Here is a 19,020-nt window from a genome sequence, read left to right on the forward strand (position 1 = left end):
TGTTGCGCTCACGGGAGGAACATGGTGGCAGGCGGTATTTCCATTCACGCGGTCGATGTGGCGAGCGGCCGGCCCGCGCAGGGTCTGCGCGTCGAGATCTGGCGAATTGGCCCGGACTCGTTGCGGATCGCCGACGGGCGGCTCGGCGCGAACGGCGTGCTCGATCATCCCATCGCGCAAGGCGCGGGCGTGACGGCGGGCGAGTACGAGGTCCTGTTTCATCTCGGTGAATTCTTCGGCGACAGCGACGGTTTCCTGACCGTGACGCCGTTCCGCTTCCGCATCAAGAACGTTGACGAGCATTTTCATCTGCCGCTGAAATTCACGCGCTGGGGCTATTCGCTGTTTCGCGGCGCCTGATCAGTTGGTCAGTCGGCGCGACAGGCCGGTGACGCGCTCCATCACCGCGACCAACGCGACGGTTGCGATGATCAGCACGCCCGACAGCGCGGCGATCGTCACGTCGAGCTTGCCCTCGAGATCCTGCCACATCCGGATCGGCAGCATGTCGGTGGCGGCATCGCGCAGGAACAGCGAGACCGGCACGTTGTCGAACGACGACATGAAGGCGATGAAAGCGCCCGCGATGATGCCGGGCCGGATCAGCGGCAGCACGATGCGCCGGAAGGTGTAGAGCCGGCTCGCGCCCAGCACCGCCGAGCTTTCAAGCAGGGTCGGTTCGAGCTGGGCGAGGGCGGCGACGGTGTTGCGCACGACATAGGGCACGCAGACCACGGTGTGGCCGATCACCAGCGTCAGCGGCGACACGGGGAGGCCGACCAGCGAGAACAGCATCAGGGCGGCGAGGCCGAAGGCGAGCGCCGGGAGCACCAGCGGCGACATGAAGAGGGAATCGAGCAGGCGCGCCGACAATGTCCGCGACCGCGAGATCGCCAGCGCAGCGGCAACGCCGAGCCCGACGGAGAGGCCCGTCGCCCACAGCGCGACGATGAGGCTGTTCTTGGCGGCGAAATGCAGCTGCCACGCATTCCAGAGCTCGACATACCAGCGCAGCGAATAGCCAGGCGGTGGGAAGCGCAGCGAGAAGCCTGAGGTGAAGGACACGATCAGGACCACCAGCGAGGGCGCGATGATCAGGATCAGCGCGATGATCGCCACCACGGTCATCACCAGCTCGAAGCTGAACGATTCCAGCGTGCGCTTGCGGCCGCTCATCATGCGCCTCCATAGCCGCGCGACATGCGGCCGAGCGTCGTGAACACGGAGACGACCGCGAGCACGGCGAGCAGGAAGATGATCGAGATCGCCGCGGCAAAGGGCCAGTTCTGCAATGTCGAGGCTTGTTGATAGAGGTACATCGGCATGAACAGCATCTGCCCGCCGCCGACCAGCGACTGGGTGATGAAGGCCGTGATCGCGGCGGCATAGGTCAGCGTGCAGCCGGCGATCACGCCGGGCAGCGACAGCGGCAGCACGATCCTGAAGAAGGTGCGCCAGCTTCCGGCGCCGAGCGAGCAGGAGGCGTCGTCGAGATTGGGATCGATCCGGCCGAGCGCGGTGATCAAGGGCAATGTCATCAGCGGCATCTGCACCTGCGCCAGCGCGATCACCACGCCGAACTGGGTGTAGAGCAGCTTCAAGGGCGTATCGATGATGCCCAGGGATTGCAGCGTTGCGTTGATGATGCCCTGGCGTCCCAGGATGACGATCCAGGCGAAGGTGCGCACCACCACGCTGGTGAGCAGCGGCAGCAGCACGATCAGGATGATGATGGTCTGCAGCCGCGGCCCGACCCGCTGATAGAGCCAGGCGATGGGAAAGCCGAGCACGAGGCAGACGGCCGTGACCTCGGCGCCTAGCAGCAAGGTCGAGCCGAGCACGCTGAGGCTGAAGGGATCGGTGAGGAAGTGCAAATATTGGCCGAGCCCCCAATGGAGCCCGGCCGTGTCGTTGTGCAGCGAGAGCCAGAGCAATTGCAGCAGCGGTGCGACGAAGAACAGCAGGAAGAACAGCGCCAGCGGCGATGCCAATCCCATTCCATAGGACGTGACGTCCCGTGATGCCGGTGCTGCGCCCATGGCTCAAGCCTTCAAGGTGCTAGATCTTGATCTCGCGGTTGAAGCGCTCGATCCAGGCCGAGCGCTGCTCGTTGATCTTCTTCCAGTCCTGGAACACGAATTTCTGCTTCAGCTCCGCGGTGTCCTTGGCGAGCACGCGGGCGATCTCGCCACCCATCGTCACCTTGGAATTGGTCGGCACGATCAGATAGGGCGGGTTCATCAGCGTGGTCTGCACCTCGGGCGCCAGCGCCGCCTCGATCAGCTTGAAGGCGAGCTCGCGGTTCGGCGAGTTCTTGACGATGTGGATCGTGGTCTTGAAGGCGATGGCGCCTTCCTTCGGCGCCACGAACTCGACCGGCACGCCACGGGCTTTCAGGATCTGGATGGCGTTGAAATTGCCGGGCGAGATGTCGATCTGGCCCTGCTGGAACAGGGTGGCGAGCGCGCCGGGATTGGCGGCGACCGCGGCGAGATTGGGCTTCAGTTCTTCAAGTGCCTTGAAGGCGGGATCGACATTCGCTTCCGAGCCGCCGCGCATCTTGGCGATCTCGACCAGCCAGCCGGTGCCGAGCGTCGAGTTGAGATTGGTGATGCCGACGCGGCCCTTGAACTCCGGCTTCCAGAGATCGGCCCACGAGGTCGGCGGCGTCTTGATGGCTTCGGGATTGTAGGTGAGGCCGACGACCTGGAAGAACGGGGCGGGGCCCATCGGCTCCTGCGCCTCACTGATCAGGTCCTTGTAGTACGCGCTCTTCTCGACCGGATAGGGCTCGACGAGGTCCTGGCCGATCGCGACCAGCGCCGGACCCGGATCGTGCAGCATGACGTCGATCGGCGGATTGGCCTTCGCGGCGTTGACCTTCGCGATCTGGTCGACCGACAGCATGGGGTCGAGCACGATCGCCGCATCGGCATTCGCCTTGCGGAAGGCCGGCACCAGCACGGCCTTGTGCGCTTCTTCCCAGCTTCCGGTGAAGGTCGCGAACACCAGCGGGCGGGCCTGGGCAAAGCTCAGTCCGGGAAACGCTTTCATGGCCCCGAGGGTGAGGGCCGTCGTCATCAGGCTGCGGCGGTTGAGGATCATGTCGAACTCCGTTGTGGACAATGACTGGAACTAAAGCGTTGCGGGAAAGGCGTTGGCGAGCGACGGGGCGAGCGGAGCGAGGCGCACGGCCGCGCCGCTCTCCAGCGCGCGCGTCTCGCCGATGCGCGCCTGGGAGACCTTGACGCCGGAGCCGTCGGCGGTGGTGACCTCGTGGACGACGGTGGCACCGAGCGGCAACGACATGCCGACCACGCCGGCAAAGCCGCTCTCGTCGCCGACGAATTGCAGATGCTCAGGCCGGATGCACACGGTGACGCGGCCGCCTTCGATAAGGCTGCCGGCCGCCGGCCGCGCGATGATCTCCGCGCCGGCATCGAGGCGCACCTTGGCTTCAGTACGGTCTGCCGAGACGACGATGCCGGGCATGCGGTTGGTCGAGCCGACAAAGGTGTTCACGAACAGGGTCTGCGGCCGGTCGTAGACGTCGGACGGCGTGCCGAACTGCTCGAGCTTGCCGTGGCTCAGCACCGCGACGCGATCGGCCATCGACAGCGCTTCTTCCTGGTCGTGGGTCACGATCAGCGTGGTGATGCCGGAGACGCGCTGCAGCCGCTTGACCTCGATCTGCATGTCGAGCCGCAGATTCTTGTCGAGCGCGGCAAAGGGCTCGTCGAGCAGCAGGATCGACGGCTTGATCGCGAGCGCGCGGGCGAGCGCGACGCGCTGCTGCTGGCCGCCGGAAAGTTGGCGCGGTAGCCGCTCGGCCATCGACGGCAATTGCACCAGCTCCAGCAGGCGCTGGGCCTCGCGCTGCCGCGTCGCCTTGTCGATGCCGCGGGCGGCGAGGCCGTAGCCGACGTTCTCGCTGATCGACAGATGCGGGAACAGCGCATAGTTCTGGAACACGATGCCGACGGCGCGCCTGTTCGGCGGCAGCGCATCGACGATGTCGTCGCCGATGATGATGCGCCCCTGAGTCTGCGCGATGAAGCCGGCGATGATGCGCAGCAGCGTGGTCTTGCCGCAGCCGGACGGGCCGAGCAGGGCGATGATCTCGCCGCCCTTGATGTCGAGATTGATGTTCTCGACCGCGAGCGCGCCGCTGGGATAACGGTGGGTGACGGCGTCGACGACGAGTGAACGCCCGCCTTGCGCTTCAGCCATGGTGTTGCCTCCGGTTCTCCCGAGGAAGAAAGCAAGTCTCGTGCCCGCCGCGCTCGCCTTTCGTTGCGAGGTTTGGCATGGTGCGGCGATGACATCGAAGCCATCGATCTGCGACCTCACTGCCAAAAACCTTGCGCGCGCCATCGCCAAGGGCGAACTCTCCTCGCACGACGCCGTCGAGGCGCATCTGGCGCGGATCCCGGAACAGGATTCGCGATTGGCGGCGTTCGTGACCGTCGATGCGGAGGGGGCCCGCCGTGCCGCTGACATCTGCGATGCCGCGGCCGCGCCGGTCGGCCCGCTGCATGGCGTGCCCGTCGGGATCAAGGATCTCACCGACACTGCGGGGCTTGCGACCACCTATGGATCGGTGCTGTTTCGCGATCACGTCCCGACCGAGGACGATCTCGTGGTCGCGCGGTTGCGGCGCGCCGGCGCGATCATTCTGGGCAAGACCAACACGCCTGAATTCGGCTTCGGTGCGCTCTGCACCAATAAATTGTGCGGGCCGACGCGCAATCCGTTCGATCCCGCGCTCACCTCCGGCGGATCGTCCGGCGGCTCCGCCGTCGCGGTCGCTGCCGGCATGGTGCCGCTCGCGCACGGCACCGATTTCGGCGGCTCGGTGCGCACGCCCGCCAGCTTTTGCGATGTCGCCTCGATCCGGCCGACGCCCGGCCGCATCCCGTCGCCGCGGCGTCCACTCGGCTGGGACATGCTGGCGACGCACGGTTTTCTTGCCCGCGGTGTTGATGATCTCGAACTGGCGCTGTCGGTCTGCGGGGAAGGCTATGCGAACGATCCGCTCTCGGCCGGTGTCGTCAATGACGATCGGCCGCTCGCAGGGCGGGCCAAGATCGCAGCCACGCCCGATTTTGGCGTCGCGATGGTTGCGCGCGATGTGCGTGCCTGCTTTGCCGCGGCGTGCGATGCACTCGCCGGCGTGGCCGATGTCGTGCCGTCCTCGCCCGATTGCGGCGGTGCGGTCGAGACCTTCCGCACGCTGCGCGCGGCGCACATCGCCAACAATTATGGCGAGCTGCTCAGGACACGCCGCGCCGAGCTGACGCCCACCGTGATCTGGAACATCGAGGCGGGCGCAAGGCTCTCCGCCGAGGATTACCTCAACGCCGAGCGGCGCCGCACCGCGATCTACCGCAGCTTTCGCGAACTGTTCGCCCGCGCCGATTTCCTGGTCGCGCCGGCCGCGTCCGTCTTCCCCTGGCCGAACGAGATCAGCGATGTCACCGCGATCGACGGCAAGGCGCTGGAGACGCCGATCGATTATCTCGCCGTCACCTTCGTCGTCTCGCTGGTCGGCTTCCCCGTGCTGACCTTGCCGGTGCGGCGGCAGGCGCACGAGCTGCCCTTCGGTATCCAGATCATCGCGCCGCCCGGGTGCGAATCCCGTCTGTTTGCCTTCGGCCGTGCCATCGAAAACGAATTGGGCTTTTCGCATCGGCGGCCAACGCTCCCCTAGCTGTCGCGATGCTCGAGCCGGGCGGCGAGCGCGTCGGCAAGACCAAGGGTGGGTTTGGCGGCGGGCCGGCGGTAGGTACCGGCAGTCGCTTTGCGCAGGCGCAGCGCCACCAGCGCCTCGGCCTGCTTCACGGCGGCGACGACCTGGTCGACGACGGGGACGGGGATCCGGTCGGCGACGCGTTCGGCAAGACCCGAGAGCGGCGCGCCCGCGAAGATCAGCACGTCAGCCTCGTCCTCGACGATGGCGCGCTGCGCGAGTTCGACGAGCAGATCCTCCTTCTCGGTGCCGACGTCCGAAATCGCCTTGAACGGCGTATCGAGCATGCGGATGCCGGCGCAGCGCTCGCGTAGCCCGTGATCGCGCACGCATTCCTCGTACCAGGGCCCGAGCGCCTGCGCGAAGGTGACGATCCCAAAACGGCGTCCGGCCATGCAGGCCGTCAGCATCGCGGCTTCCGCAAGGCCGATCACGGGAATGTCGAACGTCTCGCGCGCGGCGAACAGGCCGGGATCGCCGAAGGCTGCGATGATCGCGGCGTCGACCTTGGTGTGCTGCTCGGCCAGCATCTCCAGCGCGATGGCGCCGCCGATCTGCGCCTCGGTGCGCGTCGCGATATAGGGCACGCCGCGCGAGGCGGTGCAGGGGACGATCTCGGTGCCGGGCGCGGCGGCGCGCTGCCCGACATCGGTCATCAACTGCGTGACCGAGGCGCTGGTGTTGGGGTTGAGCAGCAGCAGCTTCATGGTCAGGCCGCCGTCAGCTTGGGTTTGGGGGCGAGGGTCTCGAGCAGCGCGGTGCCGGTCTGGCGGACATGGGCGCCGAGCAGGCGTCCCGCGGCCTCGCTGTCACGCGCCTCGAGGGCGGCGAGGATGCTGGCGTGCTCGTCGACCGAATTGCTCCAGCGCTTGTCGGCGCCGAGCGCCAGATAGCGCGCGCGTTCGGCGCGGGAGATCAGCGTCTCGTGCGCCTCGCGCAGCGGCGTGTTGCGGGCCATGCGGACGATGGTGTTGTGGATCTCGCCATTGATGGCGAAGTACTCGTCGAGCTTGCCGTTGCGGTGGTGACCCTCCATCCGGGTCTGGAGCGTGCGCAAGCGAGCGAGATCGCGCTCGGTGGCGCGCTCCGCGGCGAGCTCGGCCGCAAGCCGCTCGATGCCGGCCAGCGCCTCGAACAATTCCTGGATGTCCTCGACCGCGATATCGGCGATGCGCGGGCTGCGGTTGGGGCGCAGCTCGATCAGTCCTTCGGCGGCGAGGACCTTCATGGCCTCGCGCAGCGGGGTGCGCGACACGCCGAGCTCCTTCGACAGCCTGGTCTCCTGGGTCTGCGATCCCGGCGCCAGCTCGCCGCGAATGATCATCGTCCGCATCCGCGCGGCGGCGCGCTCATGCAGGCCCATCCTCTTGAGTTTGGGCGATTTTCGGCCCTTCGGGGTTTCCGACTTCTGCTGCACGCGCGCCTCTTTGCTTCAGTTCATCCTAGCCGTTTCCGGCCCCTTGGCTTGCCCAAAATACCGACGCATGTAGCTGAAAACAATGGCACAACGCGCAAATTGTATGCAGCATGCAAAAACCGGATTGCGTTGTCGCGAAGCCCGGCCAATGATCTGGCGCGACGCGCGAGATCTCGCGCCTTCCGAAAACGGAGTAAGCGATGCGGACGAGTTTGCGAGTGGGCCTCGTGGTGATGGCGGCGATGTTCGGCGGTGGCGATCTCGCCATGGCGCAGACCGCGAAGATCAAGCTCGGCTACGCCAAATGCGCGCACTGCCTGCCGATGTCGCTAATCCCAAGCATGGCGAAGGGCGTCGAGGTCGAGGCGACCGGCTTCAACTCGGGCAATGACGTGCTGACTGCGCTGGTGTCGAAGAGCATCGACGTCGCGCAGGTCACCTACCTCCATTACATCACCGCGCTCGACAAGGGCTTTGACGTCGTCGCCGTGTCCGGCCAGATCAATGGCGGCTCGGAATGTCTCTCGTCCGCCAAGCTGAACCTGCCGCCGGAGGACTGGGCCGCGTTCAAGGCGACCGTGACGAAGGCAAAGAGCGACGGCCAGCCGCTGAAGGTCGCGGCCTCCCGCGGCAACGCGCAGGACATCCACATGCGCGGCGCCTTCCTGAAGCAGGGCGTCGACCCCAACAAGGACATCCAGTTCATCAACATTCCCAACCCGTCCGACCACCTCGCGGCGCTGCAGCGCGGCGAGGTCGACATGATCTGCTCGGTCGAGCCGTTCGCCTCGCAGATCCGGCTTTCGGGAGCCGGCAAGCATTTCGTGCTGCCGTATGACCAGGCCGCGGGCAACCTGACCAATCTCATCGTCACCCGCTCCGACGTGATCGCCAGCCAGCGCGCCGGCGTGCAGGGCATCGTTACGGCCGTGGTCGAGCTCGACAACAGGCTGATCGCCGACAAGGGACCGTGGATCGAGGTCATCAACAAGCTCACCGGCCTCGACAAGACGGTCGCGACCGAAGCGCTGAACAATGCCTCGCCCGATCCGGCGATCCATCGCTCGCAGACGCTCGCGATCGCCGCGATGATGCGCGACCTCAAATACATCTCGAAGGACGTCTCCGCGGAAGCGGAGAAGAACATGGACTATTCGTTCCTGGAGAAGGCCACCGGAAAGGCCAAGAATGACCTCGGTTACTGACGTCACGCCCGCAAGACCGGGATTCCGGCTGACGCGGGCGTTCCAGGGGCTCGAACGCCTCATCGTGCCCGCGCTGCTGATCGCGGGCTGGGAGGCCTTTGCCCGCAGCGGCATGCTGCCGCCGGCGCTGCTGCCGGCGCCGAGCGCGGTGCTGCACGCGCTCGGCGACTGGGTGTTCGGCTTCGACGAGACCACGCAGACTTATTCCGGGCACTGGCTGCGCGACGCGCTCGCCAGCGCTCTTCGCGTGTTCGGCGGCTTTGCGCTGGCGAGCCTGCTCGGAATCCTCGCCGGTGTCGCGATCGGCTGGTCGCGCCTGTTCGAGAAGACGCTGGAGCCGACGCTGCAGATGCTGCGGCCGATCCCGCCGGTGTCCTGGATTCCACTCGCCATCATCTGGTTCGGCATCGCCGACAAGCCGGCGATCTTCCTCGTCTTCCTCGGCGCCTTCTTCCCCGTGCTGATGAACAGCATCCATGGCGTGAAGACGGTGGACCACAATCTCGTCCGCGCCGGCGCGATGATGGGCGCGAACGGGCGGCAGATGCTGACCGACATCGTGCTGCCGGCGGCGCTGCCCTCGATCTTCGCAGGCCTGCGCATCGCGGTCGGATCGGCCTGGATGCTGACGGTCACCGCCGAGATGGTCGCGGTCAAGAGCGGCCTCGGCTACGTGCTGTGGGATTCCTACTACTTCCTGCGCTACGACATCGTGCTGGCTGCAATGATCTCGATCGGGCTGCTCGGCTATCTCTCCGACCTCGGCCTGAAGGCGGTCATGGCGCGCACGCTGCGCTGGCAGCAGACAACCACCGTGCAGGGCAGGGCGGGCTGATGGCGGCAATCGAGCTTCGCAACATCGTCAAGGTGTTCTCCGACAAGCGGCGCGGCCGCGACCTGCTGACGCTGGACAACATCAATCTCGACATCGAGGCCAACGACTTCGTCTGCCTGCTCGGCCCGTCCGGCTGCGGCAAGTCGACGCTTCTGAACATCATCGCCGGCTTCGAGCAGGCGACGTCCGGCCGTACGCTGGTCGATGGCAAGCAGGTGGAGCGGCCCGGCTCGGACCGCGGCGTGGTGTTCCAGCAGCCGACCCTGATGCCGTGGCTGACCGCGATCGACAACATCGCCTTCCACCTCAAGCTCAAGGGCGTCGCCAAGGCCGAGCGCCACGACCGCGCCATGGAGTTCATCGATCTCGTGGGCCTGCGCGGATTCGAGCACCATCACCCTTCCGAGATGTCCGGCGGCATGAACCAGCGCGTCGGCATCGCCCGGGCGCTGCTGATGAACCCGAGCGTCATCCTGATGGACGAGCCGTTTGCCGCGCTGGACGCCCAGACCAAGCTCGAAATGCAGGAAGAGCTGGTCGCGATCTGGCAGAAGCGCCGCTGCACCATCGTGTTCGTCACCCACAGCGTCGACGAGGCGCTGGTGCTCGGCAACAAGATCGTGGTGATGACCAAGCGGCCTGGCCGGATCCGCGAGGCCGTCAATTTCGACCTGCCGCGTCCACGCGACATCACCAGCCCCGAATTCAATGACGCAAAGCGCCACATCCTGTCCCTGATCCGGGAGGAGTCGACGCGCCTTGCACAAGCGTCGTGACCATGGAATCCGCAACAACACCGCGCGCCTGTGATCTCCTGGTCAACGGCGGGCTTATCGTCACGCTGGATGGCGCCGATCGCATGGTCGAAGGCGGCGCGGTCGCCATCGAGCAGGGCCGCATCGTCGACGTCGGCGATGGCGACGAACTCGCGAAGCGCTGGTCGCCGAGGCGCACGATCGATGCGCGCGACAAGCTCGTGATGCCGGGGCTGGTCAACGTACACAATCATACCCCGCTGATGATCACCCGCGGCATGATCGAGGATCTCGGCTTTGCGCCGATGTTCACGGCCGGAATTCCGCAGGGACATCGACTGACCGAAGGCGAGGCCACGGCGCTGTCGCGACTCGGCGTCTACGAGATGTTGCGGACCGGCTCGACGACGATCGTCGATTTCTATCGCTACCCGGAAGCGCTGGCCAAGGCGCATGCCGAGCTTGGCTCCCGCGCCGTCATCGCGGGGCGGATCCACGACGCCGATCCGGAAGCCCTGACCCAGAAGCGCTACGACTATTCGGCCGCCATCGGTGCTGCGAGCATCGCCGAGAACGTCGCGCTGGTCGAGCGCTGGCAGGGCCACGACAATGGCCGGATCAGGTGCGACTTCGCCCCGCATGCACCGGACACCTGTTCGGACGAACTGCTGCGCGAGGTGGCCGGTCTCGTGCAGAGATATGGCGGCAATGTCCACACCCACGTCTGCCAGAGCCCGATCGAGGTGTCGCAAACCCAGGCGCGCAGCGGCCGGTCTCCGGTCGAGGTGCTCGATGCGGCCGGGCTGCTCGACCAGCGCCTGATCGCGGCACACTGCATCCATGTGACCGCCGATGACGAAGCCGCGCTTGGCGCGGCGAAGGCGACCATGGCCTATACGCCGATCGGCAACGCCAAGACCGGCCGCATCGCGCCTGCGGCCTCGATCGCGCGTCACGGCGCCCGGATGGCGCTATGCACCGATACGTTTTCGGGCGACATGTTCGAGGCGATGCGCTGGGCGGTTGCCATGCAGCGGATCCGCGGCGAGAAGGACGGGCTGAATGCGCGGACGGCGCTCCGGTGGGCGACACAGGGCGGCGCCGAAGCGCTCGGGCTCGGCGACGAGATCGGGTCCGTTACGGTGGGGAAGAAGGCCGACCTGGTCCTGCTCGACCTGTCCGAGCCGACACTCGCGCCTGTCATCGACGGTTTCGGCGCGCTGGTGTGGTCCGGTAACGGCAATAACGTGAAGACCGTCATTGTCGATGGCCGTGTCGTGATCGAGGACGGTCGCCTGCTGAGTGCCGACGGCGCCGAGCTGGTTCGCGAGGCGCAGAAGGTTGCGGAAGCGCTGTGGGCCAGACACAATGTCGCCCCCGTCAGGCAACGGGTCGCAGGAAGATGACCAGCATGCGCAAGCGCCTCGGCATGATCACGCCGTCCTCCAACTCGGTGCTCGAACCCGTCACCAGTGCCATGCTGGCCGGTGTCGAGGGCGTCACCGCGCATTTCTCGCGCTTCCGTGTCACCGAGATCGCGCTCGATGCGGCGGCGCTGAGCCAGTTCGATGCCTCGGTGATGCTGCCGGCGGCTGATCTGCTGGCGGATGCCAAGGTCGGCTCCATCGCGTGGAACGGCACCTCCGCAAGCTGGCTCGGCATTGGCCGCGACCGGAGCCTGTGCGAGGCGATCACGGCGCGCACCGGCGTGCCCGCGACGACGTCCACGCTCGCCTGCATCGATGCCGTCCACGCGCTCGGCGCCAAACGCGTCGGTCTGGTCTCGCCCTATACGGATGACGTGCAGCGGCGCATCGGCGACGTCTGGGCCGAGGAGGGCGTCGCCTCGCATGCCGAGCGGCATCTCGGCCTGCGCGACAATTATTCCTTTGGCGAGGTTGCGCCCGCGACCATCGCGGACATGATCCGCGCGGTGGCGGCAGAGGGCGCCGATGCCATCGTCATTCTCTGCACCAATCTCGATGGCGCCGCGCTCGCCGCATCGCTGGAACGGGAACTGAATATCGCGGTGCTCGACTCGGTCGCGGTCACGCTGTGGCGAACGCTCGAACTCGCCGGCGGCGACATCGGGGCTCTTGCGCAATGGGGCCGGATCTTCCAGACATCAGCAGGCATCAAGTGACGGAGACTCCTGTGACGCAGCTCGATCTCGCCATTCGCGGCGGCACCATCGTGACGGCCGGCGACGAGTTCCGCGCCGATATCGGCATTCGCGACGGTCGCATCGTCAGCATCGCTGACCGTATCGAGGGCGCCGCGCGGGAGATCGATGCGACGGGCCTGCTGGCGCTGCCGGGCGGAATCGACAGCCACGTCCACATCTCCCAGTCCTCGGGCCCCGATGTCGTCATGGCCGACGATTTCGCCTCGGCGACGCGCGCGGCGGCGGCCGGCGGCAACACCATGGTGCTGCCCTTCGCGCTGCAGGAGAAGGGGACCTCGCTGCGCACCTGCGTCGAGAACTACCGCAAGCTTGCCGAGGGCGAGTGCTACATCGATACGGCCTTTCACCTCATCATCTCCGACCCGACCGCGGTCGTGCTCGGGCAGGAGCTGCCGGCCCTCGTCAAGGACGGCTACACCTCGTTCAAGGTGTTCATGACCTATGACGACCTCGTGCTGAGCGACAAGCAGCTGCTCGAGGTGTTCGACGTCGCGCGCCGCGAGGAGGCGCTGGTGATGGTCCATTGCGAGGGCTATGACGCGATCCGCTTCCTCACCAGCAAGCTCGAGCGCGAAGGTCACATTGCGCCCTATTATCACGGCACCTCGCGGCCGCAGGCGGTCGAGCGCGAGGCGACGCATCGCGCCATCAGCCATGCCGAGGTGATCGGCGTTCCCATCATGATCGTGCACGTCTCAGGCCGCGAGGCGATGGAGCAGGTGCGCTGGGCCCAGCAGCGCGGTCTGCCGGTGCATGCCGAGACCTGCCCGCAATACATCACGCTGACGGCCGACGACATGAAGGGCCTCAACATGGACATCACGGGCGCGAAATATGTCTGCTCGCCGCCGCCGCGCGATGCCGAAAGCCAGCAGGCGATCTGGGAAGGCATCACCACGGGCGTGTTCCAGACTTTTTCGTCGGACCACTGCCCGTTCCGCTACGACGATCCCAAGGGCAAGCTGACGCCGAATGCGCGGACCTCGTTCCGCTGGGTGCCGAACGGCATTCCAGGCGTCGAGACGCGGCTGCCGATCCTGTTCTCGGAAGGAGTCTCGAAGGGACGCATCACGTTGCAGAAGTTCGTCGAGCTGACCGCGACCAACCACGCGCGCATCTACGGCCTCTACCCGCGCAAGGGCTCGATCGGCGTCGGCTTCGACGCCGACATCGCGCTGTGGGACCCGAAGCTGACCAAGAAAATCCAGCAGGCCGATCTGCACCACGGCTCCGACTACACGCCGTGGGAAGGCTTTGAGATCACCGGCTGGCCCGTCACCACCATCGCGCGGGGGCGGGTGGTGTACGAGCACGGCAAGATCGTCGGCGACAAGGGCGCCGGCGAAGTGCTCAGCCGCGGCAAGTCGAGCCTAGTGTGATCCTTACATAGGCTCAATGCCGATCTTCTTGATGATGCCGGCCCATTTGGTGGTCTCGGAGGTCATGAAGTCCGTCAGGCTTTTGGGGTCCATCACCAGCGGCTCGGCGCCCTGTTCGACGAAGAGGGCGCGCACTTTCGGATCGTTCACGGCTTCGACCATCGCCTTGTAGAGCTTGTCGACGACGGCCTTGTCGGTATTCGCCGGCGCGAGCAGCGCAAGCCAGGCGGCGCTCTCGTAATTCTTCAGGCCGGCCTCGGACGCGGTCGGCACGTCAGGCAGCGCCGTCATGCGGTTGTCGTTGGCGACCGCGAGCGGGCGCGCATCGCCGCTCTTGATCAGGCCGAGGACGTTCGGCAGGAGCTGGAAGCCGAGCGGGACCTGGCCCGCGATGAAGTCCGGCGTGTAGGCGGCGATGTTGCGGTAGGGAACGTGCGTGAGCTCGGTGCCGGTAAGCTGCTCGAAATAGGCCGCGGCCAAATGCTGCGACGAGCCGACGCCCACCGTTCCGTAGTTGAGCTCGCGGGGATGGCCTTTGGCGTAGTCGATCAGCTCGGCCAGCGATTTCGGCGGCAATTTCGAATTGATCACGATGACATTCGGCAGCGTCGCGAACAGGCCGATCGGAGCGAGGTCTTTCAGCGGATCGTAAGGAAGGTCCTTGTAGAGCGCCTTGTTCGCGGCCAGCGGGCCGGAGGTGCTCATCAGCAGGGTGTAACCGTCAGGGGCGGCATGTGCTGCGGCTGCGGTGCCGATATTGCCGCCGGCGCCGGGGCGATTGTCGACCACGAAGGCTTGTCCGAGCGACGTCGACATGCGGTTGAGCAGGATGCGCGTGATGACGTCGCTGGCGCTGCCGCCGGCAAAGGGCACCAGCACCTGCACGGGGCGGGCGGGATAGTCTTGCGCTTGCGCGGAACGCAGTCCGGTCGCGGCGACAGCGGCGCCGACACCGAGCGACAGCAGAGTGCGGCGGTCGGGACGAAACTCCTCAGCGTACGCGCTATCCGTGATCTTGCTGCGATCGAACCGTGTCATCTCGGACTGAATCTCCCGACTGTGTCTTGTTCTGCCAGACCTGGGACCGTCCGGGACAGGAATCGTCGGGATGAGCGCCAGGTCGCGATTTTCTACGCCTGGATCGTAGTTAGCTCGCGAATGCGACCGTCATGCCTGCTCGTCTCAAAACTTACCAACCCGTCTCATTCTGCAGTGGGCGCGACATCTTGTCCGAGTGAAGAAAAGCTTAATCGAGCCCGGTCTTGCCCAATGCCCAATAGGCCTTGGCCTTGATGCGCGATGACGCAACGCTTGCAGATTTCAGCGTGCGGCTGATGCGCTGGATCGCGGATGCCTTGCCGGTGAGGACGAACTGCGCTCCGTTTGCAGCAAGGCGCAGCATTTCCGCTTCAATGGCAGCGAGATGGTCCTCGCTGGTGCTGCGTGCGATCAATCGCGCCTCGCCAAGATTGATCGCGTCCAGTACCCGCCGCGACTCCACGATGTCCGTGGCTTCGAACATGTGGAGCGCACCGCCGGCCTGCAGATTGTTGCGCAGAGCTGCAGCGACGGCGAACGAGGTTTCGTCGCCGAACACAACGACAGGCGCCTCCAGACCGGCAAGATCGAGCGAACGGCGTGGGCCGAAGAATTGACAGGAATCGCCCGTGCGCAAGCCGCTCACCCAACGGCTCCCGGGGCCATCGCCATGCGCAAAGGCAAGCAGCCGCGTCTTGCCGTGGCCCGCATCCCATGACATCGGCGTATAGGTGCGTGCGCTGAGGCCCGCACCCATCGCGATCTGGATCTTTTGCCCGGCAGTCCAGGCGACGTCCCTGAGGGCCTCGCCTTCGAGGTCGATGAGTCGAAAGCGCGGCGACAGCGTCTCGATGGCGGTGACGCGCGCCGGGCGCATCAGCCAGCGCAGCAGCATTTTTGTGACTCGTCCCTGCGGGGCCTGCGATGAGTCGGAGAGGTGTGGTGACTGGCCGGGCTCGTTCAAGGCTTGGCTCCCGGATGATCAGGTCTTGATGGTGAGTTCGTTGCCGCGACCGGGGTCGAACGGCAGTGACATCGAGAGATAGCCGTTCTGGGGATCTCTGACGTAGTCGATATAGCCCGAGGCTTCCTCGAACGCGTTCTCGCCGACAATGAGCGCACCGGGCTTCAATTGCGGCTCCAGCAATTGGAGAATGGGAAGATAGAGCGTGAAGGCGCCGTCGAGCATCACCATGTCGATCTCACCGATGCCGGAGGCGAGCGTCTCGCGGGCATCGCCGAGCCTGAACTCGACGAAGTCGGTGAGCCCCGCGGCGGCGACGTTGGCGCTGGCGCGCTCGATCTTGCCGGGTTCGAGATCGGTCCCGATCAGGCGGCCGCCGCCCATGTCGCGCAGCGCGGCCGCCATGTAGATCGCCGAAATCCCCATCGACGAGCCGAACTCGACGATGCGCTTCGCCTTGCAGGCGCGGGCACACATGTAGAGGAAGCGTCCGAACCGCGGTGAAACGCTCAGAAAATTGTCCGCATAGGTCTGGTAGACCGCGTTGAGATCGCGGCTCTCGGCCGCGATGGCCTGGCTGATCATCTCTTCGCGGCTGCCGGCTTCATCGACGAGGGCCTGCATCAGCGGCGCGTCGGCAATCTCCGCTTCCTGGTGAAGGCGATTGAGGACGTCGGCGACGAGGTCCGTGCTGAGTGAATCCATGATGATCGGCTCCTTGCAATGCGCCACCGGCGCTTCGGAGCCTGGATACGAAATCGTCCCTCAAGCCGCATTCCGCGAACGGGACAATCGATTGCGATTTCCGGTCAGTGTGCGGCGATACGGCGTTCGGCGAGATATCGCGCCGGTGGCTTGCCCAGCGCCTTGCGGAACATGGTGACGAAGGCGCTTGCGCCCTCATAGCCGAGGTCGAGCGCCACTGTTTGCACCGATGCGCCCTGGTCGAGCCGCTGAAGCGCGATCAGGATGTGGAGCTGCTGGCGCCAGCGGCCAAAGCTCATGCCGGTCTCGCGTTGCAGGATGCGGGTGAGGGTGCGCGGGGCAACGGCGATGCGCCGGCCCCAATCGTCGATCGTGGCGCGATCCGACGGATCGGCGATCAGCGCGCTCGCGATCCGGCGCAGCCTCGTGTCGACGGGCATCGGGAAGCGCAGCTCCTCGACCGGCGCGACCGCGAGCTGGTCGAGCAGCACCGTGGCGATCCGGCCGTCGGCGCCGTCGACGTCGTACATCACGGGCATGTGGGTGGCATGGACCAGCAGGCTCGCCAGCAAGGGCGAGATCGACAGCGCGCAGCATTGCCGCGGCAGCGCCGGCACCGCCTTCGGTTCGATGAACAGGCAATGCATCTCGACATCGCCGATCACGCTGACGCTGTGCGGGACATTTCCGGGAATCCACACCGCGCAGCGCGGCGGCACGATCCAGACGCCGTGTCCGGCCTCCAGCCTGACGATGCCGCGCAAGGTCAGAACCAGCTCGTCCTTGCGATGCGTGTGCATCGCCAGCTCCATGCCCTTGGTGACCATGCGGCCACCGAAGGCGGCGAGGGTGCGCGGCACGGTCTCGGGGTCGAACTCCCCGAGATCGTCGGGGAGAACATGGTCGTCGTTGAGCCGGAAGAAGGGCATGGCGGGCGATGGTCGGCTTGGGGCGCGAGGAGCGGGCACAGGCAATATCTGGCGCGCGATCGCGACTTTCAACGCGAGAGGCTGCAATCTCGATCAGTTCTAACCGGCGCGATTCCGTGGCTTGCGCTGCTCCTTGCGGGACGACGCGCCTTTGCCGCCGGGGGAGGGCTCTACAAATTCGCGTGCCACGGCGGCGGCTTGCGCCAGGTCGTGGCTGATGACATCGAGTACGGCCTTGGCCGCGACCGATACCGCGCGCCGGGGGTGATGCACCCAGGCGATCGAGCGCACGATCCGCTGCTCGTCGAAGCGATGCGCCCGGATGGCGCCGCTCGCCAGCGATTGCCGGAGCGCGATGGTCGGCAGCACCGTGGCGAAATCGGTGGTCGCGATGACGTCGCAGAGCGCGGGCAGGGTGTCGAGCTCGAGCCGCGGCCGCAGGTCGATGCCGACCGCGGCAGCCTGCTCGTCGAGGATCAGCCGCAGGCCATGGCGCTTGGAGGGCAGCACGAGGTCGAAGCCAGCGATATGATCAAAGCGCAGCTTTGCCGGCGGCCTGATCGGGCTGTCCTTGCGGCAGGCGAACACCATCTCCTCGTCCATGATGTGATGCGCGGCGAGCGGCGTCTTTCGGCGCGGCACATTGATCAGTGCGAAATCGAGCTGGCCGGTGTTGACCCAGTCGACCAGCGTCTCGGTGTAGCCCTCGCAGGCCGACAGCGTGATCTCGGGATAGCGGCTCGCGACGGTGGCCGACGAACTCGCCATAGTGCTCTGCGCGACCGAGGTGATGAGGCCGACCGAGACGCGGCCCGAGATGCGGCCGCCGAGCTGCGCCATCTCCTGCCGGGCATATTCGGCATCGCGCACGATCGGTGCCGTCAGCCGCACCAGTGCTTCCCCGGCGCTGGTCAGCGTCATGCCCTGGACGCTGCGGTCGAACAGTTTTTGGCCGAGCTCGGCCTCGAGCTTGGCGATCTGCATGCTCAGCGCCGGCTGCACGATGTTGAGCTGGCGCGCGGCCCTTGTGACGTTCTTCTCCTCGGCCAGGCACAGGAAATATTGCATCTGCCTGAGTTCCACGGGGCTGTCCTTCGTTCGCCAATCCAGCTCAGTCCATCATCTCAGATGATGAATGATATAATCAATCATTATTTGTGGTGATGGCTTGGATTGCCTAGTCTTGCGGCGGACCGCGTAACCTCAGAGGCGCGTCCCAGGGAGCGAAATCAGACCTATGCAGGACGCCACCCCCAAGCGGATGATCATCGGCATTTCCGGCGCCTCCGGCGTGACCTATGGCGTGCGCCTGCTGCAGCTCCTGCGCAATGCCGGCGTCGAGACCCATCTCGTGATGTCGAAGACCGCCGAGCTGACCTTTGCCTACGAGACCGACCTGAAGATCGCGGAGGTGAGGGAGCTCGCCAATGTCTGCCATGCGATCGACGACATGGCCTCGGCGATCTCGAGCGGCTCGTTCCGCACCGCTGGCATGATCGTAGCGCCGTGCTCGATGCGCTCGATGTCCGAGATCGCCTCGGGCGTGACCACCACGCTTCTGACCCGCGCCGCCGACGTGGTGTTGAAAGAGCGCCGGCGCCTCGTGCTGATGGTACGCGAGACCCCGCTGCACACCGGACATCTCAGGACGATGACCGCGCTGTCCGAGATGGGCGCCATCATCGCGCCGCCCATGCCCGCCTTCTACGCCAAGCCAGAGAATCTCGAAGACATGGTCGAGCACACCGTCGGCCGCGTGCTCGACCTGTTCGACATCGATATCGGCGTAGTGCGCCGCTGGGGTGAGGACGAGGCGCTCAAGCGCCGCTCGCCGACGCTGCGCAAGGTCGCGCCCTGAT

At 66.1% G+C, this 19,020-nt stretch carries 20 protein-coding genes; 9 read left to right on the forward strand and 11 right to left on the reverse strand.

Annotation, left to right across the window (positions count from 1 at the left end; all coding sequences use genetic code 11):
* Positions 1-24 precede the first annotated feature (24 nt).
* Positions 25-360, forward strand: coding sequence for a hydroxyisourate hydrolase (locus tag VGR99_RS12495; RefSeq protein ID WP_326898857.1), 336 nt, complete (start codon positions 25-27; stop codon positions 358-360).
* Here the strand turns inward: VGR99_RS12495 and VGR99_RS12500 are convergent, their stop codons facing one another.
* Genes VGR99_RS12500 through VGR99_RS12515 form a run of 4 tightly spaced genes read right to left on the reverse strand, consistent with a single transcriptional unit; the run spans position 361 to position 4,230 of the window.
* A complete protein-coding gene (locus VGR99_RS12500; RefSeq protein ID WP_326898858.1) occupies positions 361-1,176 on the reverse strand; it encodes an ABC transporter permease in 816 nt (271 codons plus the stop codon).
* Positions 1,176-2,039 carry an ABC transporter permease gene (locus tag VGR99_RS12505; RefSeq protein WP_326898669.1) on the reverse strand — a complete coding sequence of 288 codons (864 nt, stop codon included), beginning with the start codon at positions 2,037-2,039 and terminating at the stop codon, positions 1,176-1,178. Before VGR99_RS12505 ends, VGR99_RS12500 begins: the two co-directional genes overlap by 1 nt.
* 19 nt (positions 2,040-2,058) lie before the next feature.
* The gene (locus VGR99_RS12510) at positions 2,059-3,105 is read right to left on the reverse strand and encodes an ABC transporter substrate-binding protein (protein WP_326898670.1); all 1,047 of its coding nucleotides are present in this window, start codon (positions 3,103-3,105) and stop codon (positions 2,059-2,061) included.
* Between the two features lie 30 nt (positions 3,106-3,135).
* Positions 3,136-4,230, reverse strand: coding sequence for an ABC transporter ATP-binding protein (locus VGR99_RS12515; RefSeq protein ID WP_326898671.1), 1,095 nt, complete (start codon positions 4,228-4,230; stop codon positions 3,136-3,138).
* Between the two features lie 88 nt (positions 4,231-4,318).
* Here VGR99_RS12515 and VGR99_RS12520 point away from each other — a divergent pair, with 88 nt between their 5' ends.
* Positions 4,319-5,710 (forward strand): amidase, encoded by a 1,392-nt coding sequence (locus VGR99_RS12520; protein WP_326898672.1) that lies wholly within the window; start codon positions 4,319-4,321, stop codon positions 5,708-5,710.
* Here VGR99_RS12520 and VGR99_RS12525 read toward each other — a convergent pair.
* Both VGR99_RS12525 and VGR99_RS12530 read right to left on the reverse strand, forming a co-directional pair.
* The gene (locus tag VGR99_RS12525) at positions 5,707-6,456 is read right to left on the reverse strand and encodes an aspartate/glutamate racemase family protein (protein ID WP_326898673.1); all 750 of its coding nucleotides are present in this window, start codon (positions 6,454-6,456) and stop codon (positions 5,707-5,709) included. The genes VGR99_RS12520 and VGR99_RS12525 overlap by 4 nt on opposite strands.
* Positions 6,457-6,458: 2 nt before the next feature.
* Complete coding sequence (locus VGR99_RS12530; RefSeq protein WP_326898674.1) at positions 6,459-7,166, reverse strand: GntR family transcriptional regulator; 708 nt, start codon at positions 7,164-7,166, stop codon at positions 6,459-6,461.
* Between the two features lie 200 nt (positions 7,167-7,366).
* On the opposite strand from VGR99_RS12530, the gene VGR99_RS12535 reads away from it, so the two are divergent.
* From VGR99_RS12535 to hydA, 6 genes are read left to right on the forward strand one after another with little or no spacing between them, the layout of a single operon-like run.
* Positions 7,367-8,371, forward strand: coding sequence for an ABC transporter substrate-binding protein (locus tag VGR99_RS12535; protein WP_326898675.1), 1,005 nt, complete (start codon positions 7,367-7,369; stop codon positions 8,369-8,371).
* Positions 8,355-9,206, forward strand: a complete 852-nt coding sequence (locus tag VGR99_RS12540; RefSeq protein ID WP_326898676.1) for an ABC transporter permease — start codon at positions 8,355-8,357, stop codon at positions 9,204-9,206. The genes VGR99_RS12535 and VGR99_RS12540 overlap by 17 nt, the downstream gene beginning before the upstream one ends.
* Positions 9,206-9,982, forward strand: coding sequence for an ABC transporter ATP-binding protein (locus tag VGR99_RS12545; protein WP_326898677.1), 777 nt, complete (start codon positions 9,206-9,208; stop codon positions 9,980-9,982). Before VGR99_RS12540 ends, VGR99_RS12545 begins: the two co-directional genes overlap by 1 nt.
* Positions 9,983-9,984: 2 nt before the next feature.
* Positions 9,985-11,367 (forward strand): amidohydrolase family protein, encoded by a 1,383-nt coding sequence (locus VGR99_RS12550; protein ID WP_326898678.1) that lies wholly within the window; start codon positions 9,985-9,987, stop codon positions 11,365-11,367.
* Positions 11,364-12,104 (forward strand): maleate cis-trans isomerase family protein, encoded by a 741-nt coding sequence (locus tag VGR99_RS12555; protein WP_326898679.1) that lies wholly within the window; start codon positions 11,364-11,366, stop codon positions 12,102-12,104. The genes VGR99_RS12550 and VGR99_RS12555 overlap by 4 nt, the downstream gene beginning before the upstream one ends.
* The gene (gene hydA / locus VGR99_RS12560) at positions 12,065-13,525 is read left to right on the forward strand and encodes a dihydropyrimidinase (protein WP_326898680.1); all 1,461 of its coding nucleotides are present in this window, start codon (positions 12,065-12,067) and stop codon (positions 13,523-13,525) included. Before VGR99_RS12555 ends, hydA begins: the two co-directional genes overlap by 40 nt.
* A gap of 3 nt (positions 13,526-13,528) precedes the next feature.
* On the opposite strand, the gene VGR99_RS12565 is transcribed toward hydA, so the two are convergent.
* The 5 genes from VGR99_RS12565 to VGR99_RS12585 form a co-directional block, all read right to left on the reverse strand.
* Complete coding sequence (locus VGR99_RS12565) at positions 13,529-14,563, reverse strand: tripartite tricarboxylate transporter substrate binding protein (RefSeq protein WP_326898681.1); 1,035 nt, start codon at positions 14,561-14,563, stop codon at positions 13,529-13,531.
* A gap of 208 nt (positions 14,564-14,771) precedes the next feature.
* A complete protein-coding gene (locus VGR99_RS12570) occupies positions 14,772-15,458 on the reverse strand; it encodes a siderophore-interacting protein (protein WP_326898682.1) in 687 nt (228 codons plus the stop codon).
* Between the two features lie 87 nt (positions 15,459-15,545).
* Positions 15,546-16,232: an O-methyltransferase gene (locus VGR99_RS12575; protein ID WP_326898683.1), complete on the reverse strand. Its 687-nt coding sequence runs from the start codon at positions 16,230-16,232 to the stop codon at positions 15,546-15,548.
* Between the two features lie 104 nt (positions 16,233-16,336).
* A complete protein-coding gene (locus VGR99_RS12580; RefSeq protein WP_326898684.1) occupies positions 16,337-17,161 on the reverse strand; it encodes a helix-turn-helix transcriptional regulator in 825 nt (274 codons plus the stop codon).
* Positions 17,162-17,260: 99 nt separating this feature from the next.
* Positions 17,261-18,229 (reverse strand): LysR family transcriptional regulator, encoded by a 969-nt coding sequence (locus tag VGR99_RS12585; protein WP_326898859.1) that lies wholly within the window; start codon positions 18,227-18,229, stop codon positions 17,261-17,263.
* A gap of 169 nt (positions 18,230-18,398) precedes the next feature.
* On the opposite strand from VGR99_RS12585, the gene VGR99_RS12590 reads away from it, so the two are divergent.
* Positions 18,399-19,019 carry a UbiX family flavin prenyltransferase gene (locus tag VGR99_RS12590; RefSeq protein ID WP_326898685.1) on the forward strand — a complete coding sequence of 207 codons (621 nt, stop codon included), beginning with the start codon at positions 18,399-18,401 and terminating at the stop codon, positions 19,017-19,019.
* The last annotated feature ends 1 nt before the right edge of the window (position 19,020 follow it).

The organism is Bradyrhizobium sp. (assembly GCF_035935975.1).
Taxonomy (GTDB): domain Bacteria; phylum Pseudomonadota; class Alphaproteobacteria; order Rhizobiales; family Xanthobacteraceae; genus Bradyrhizobium.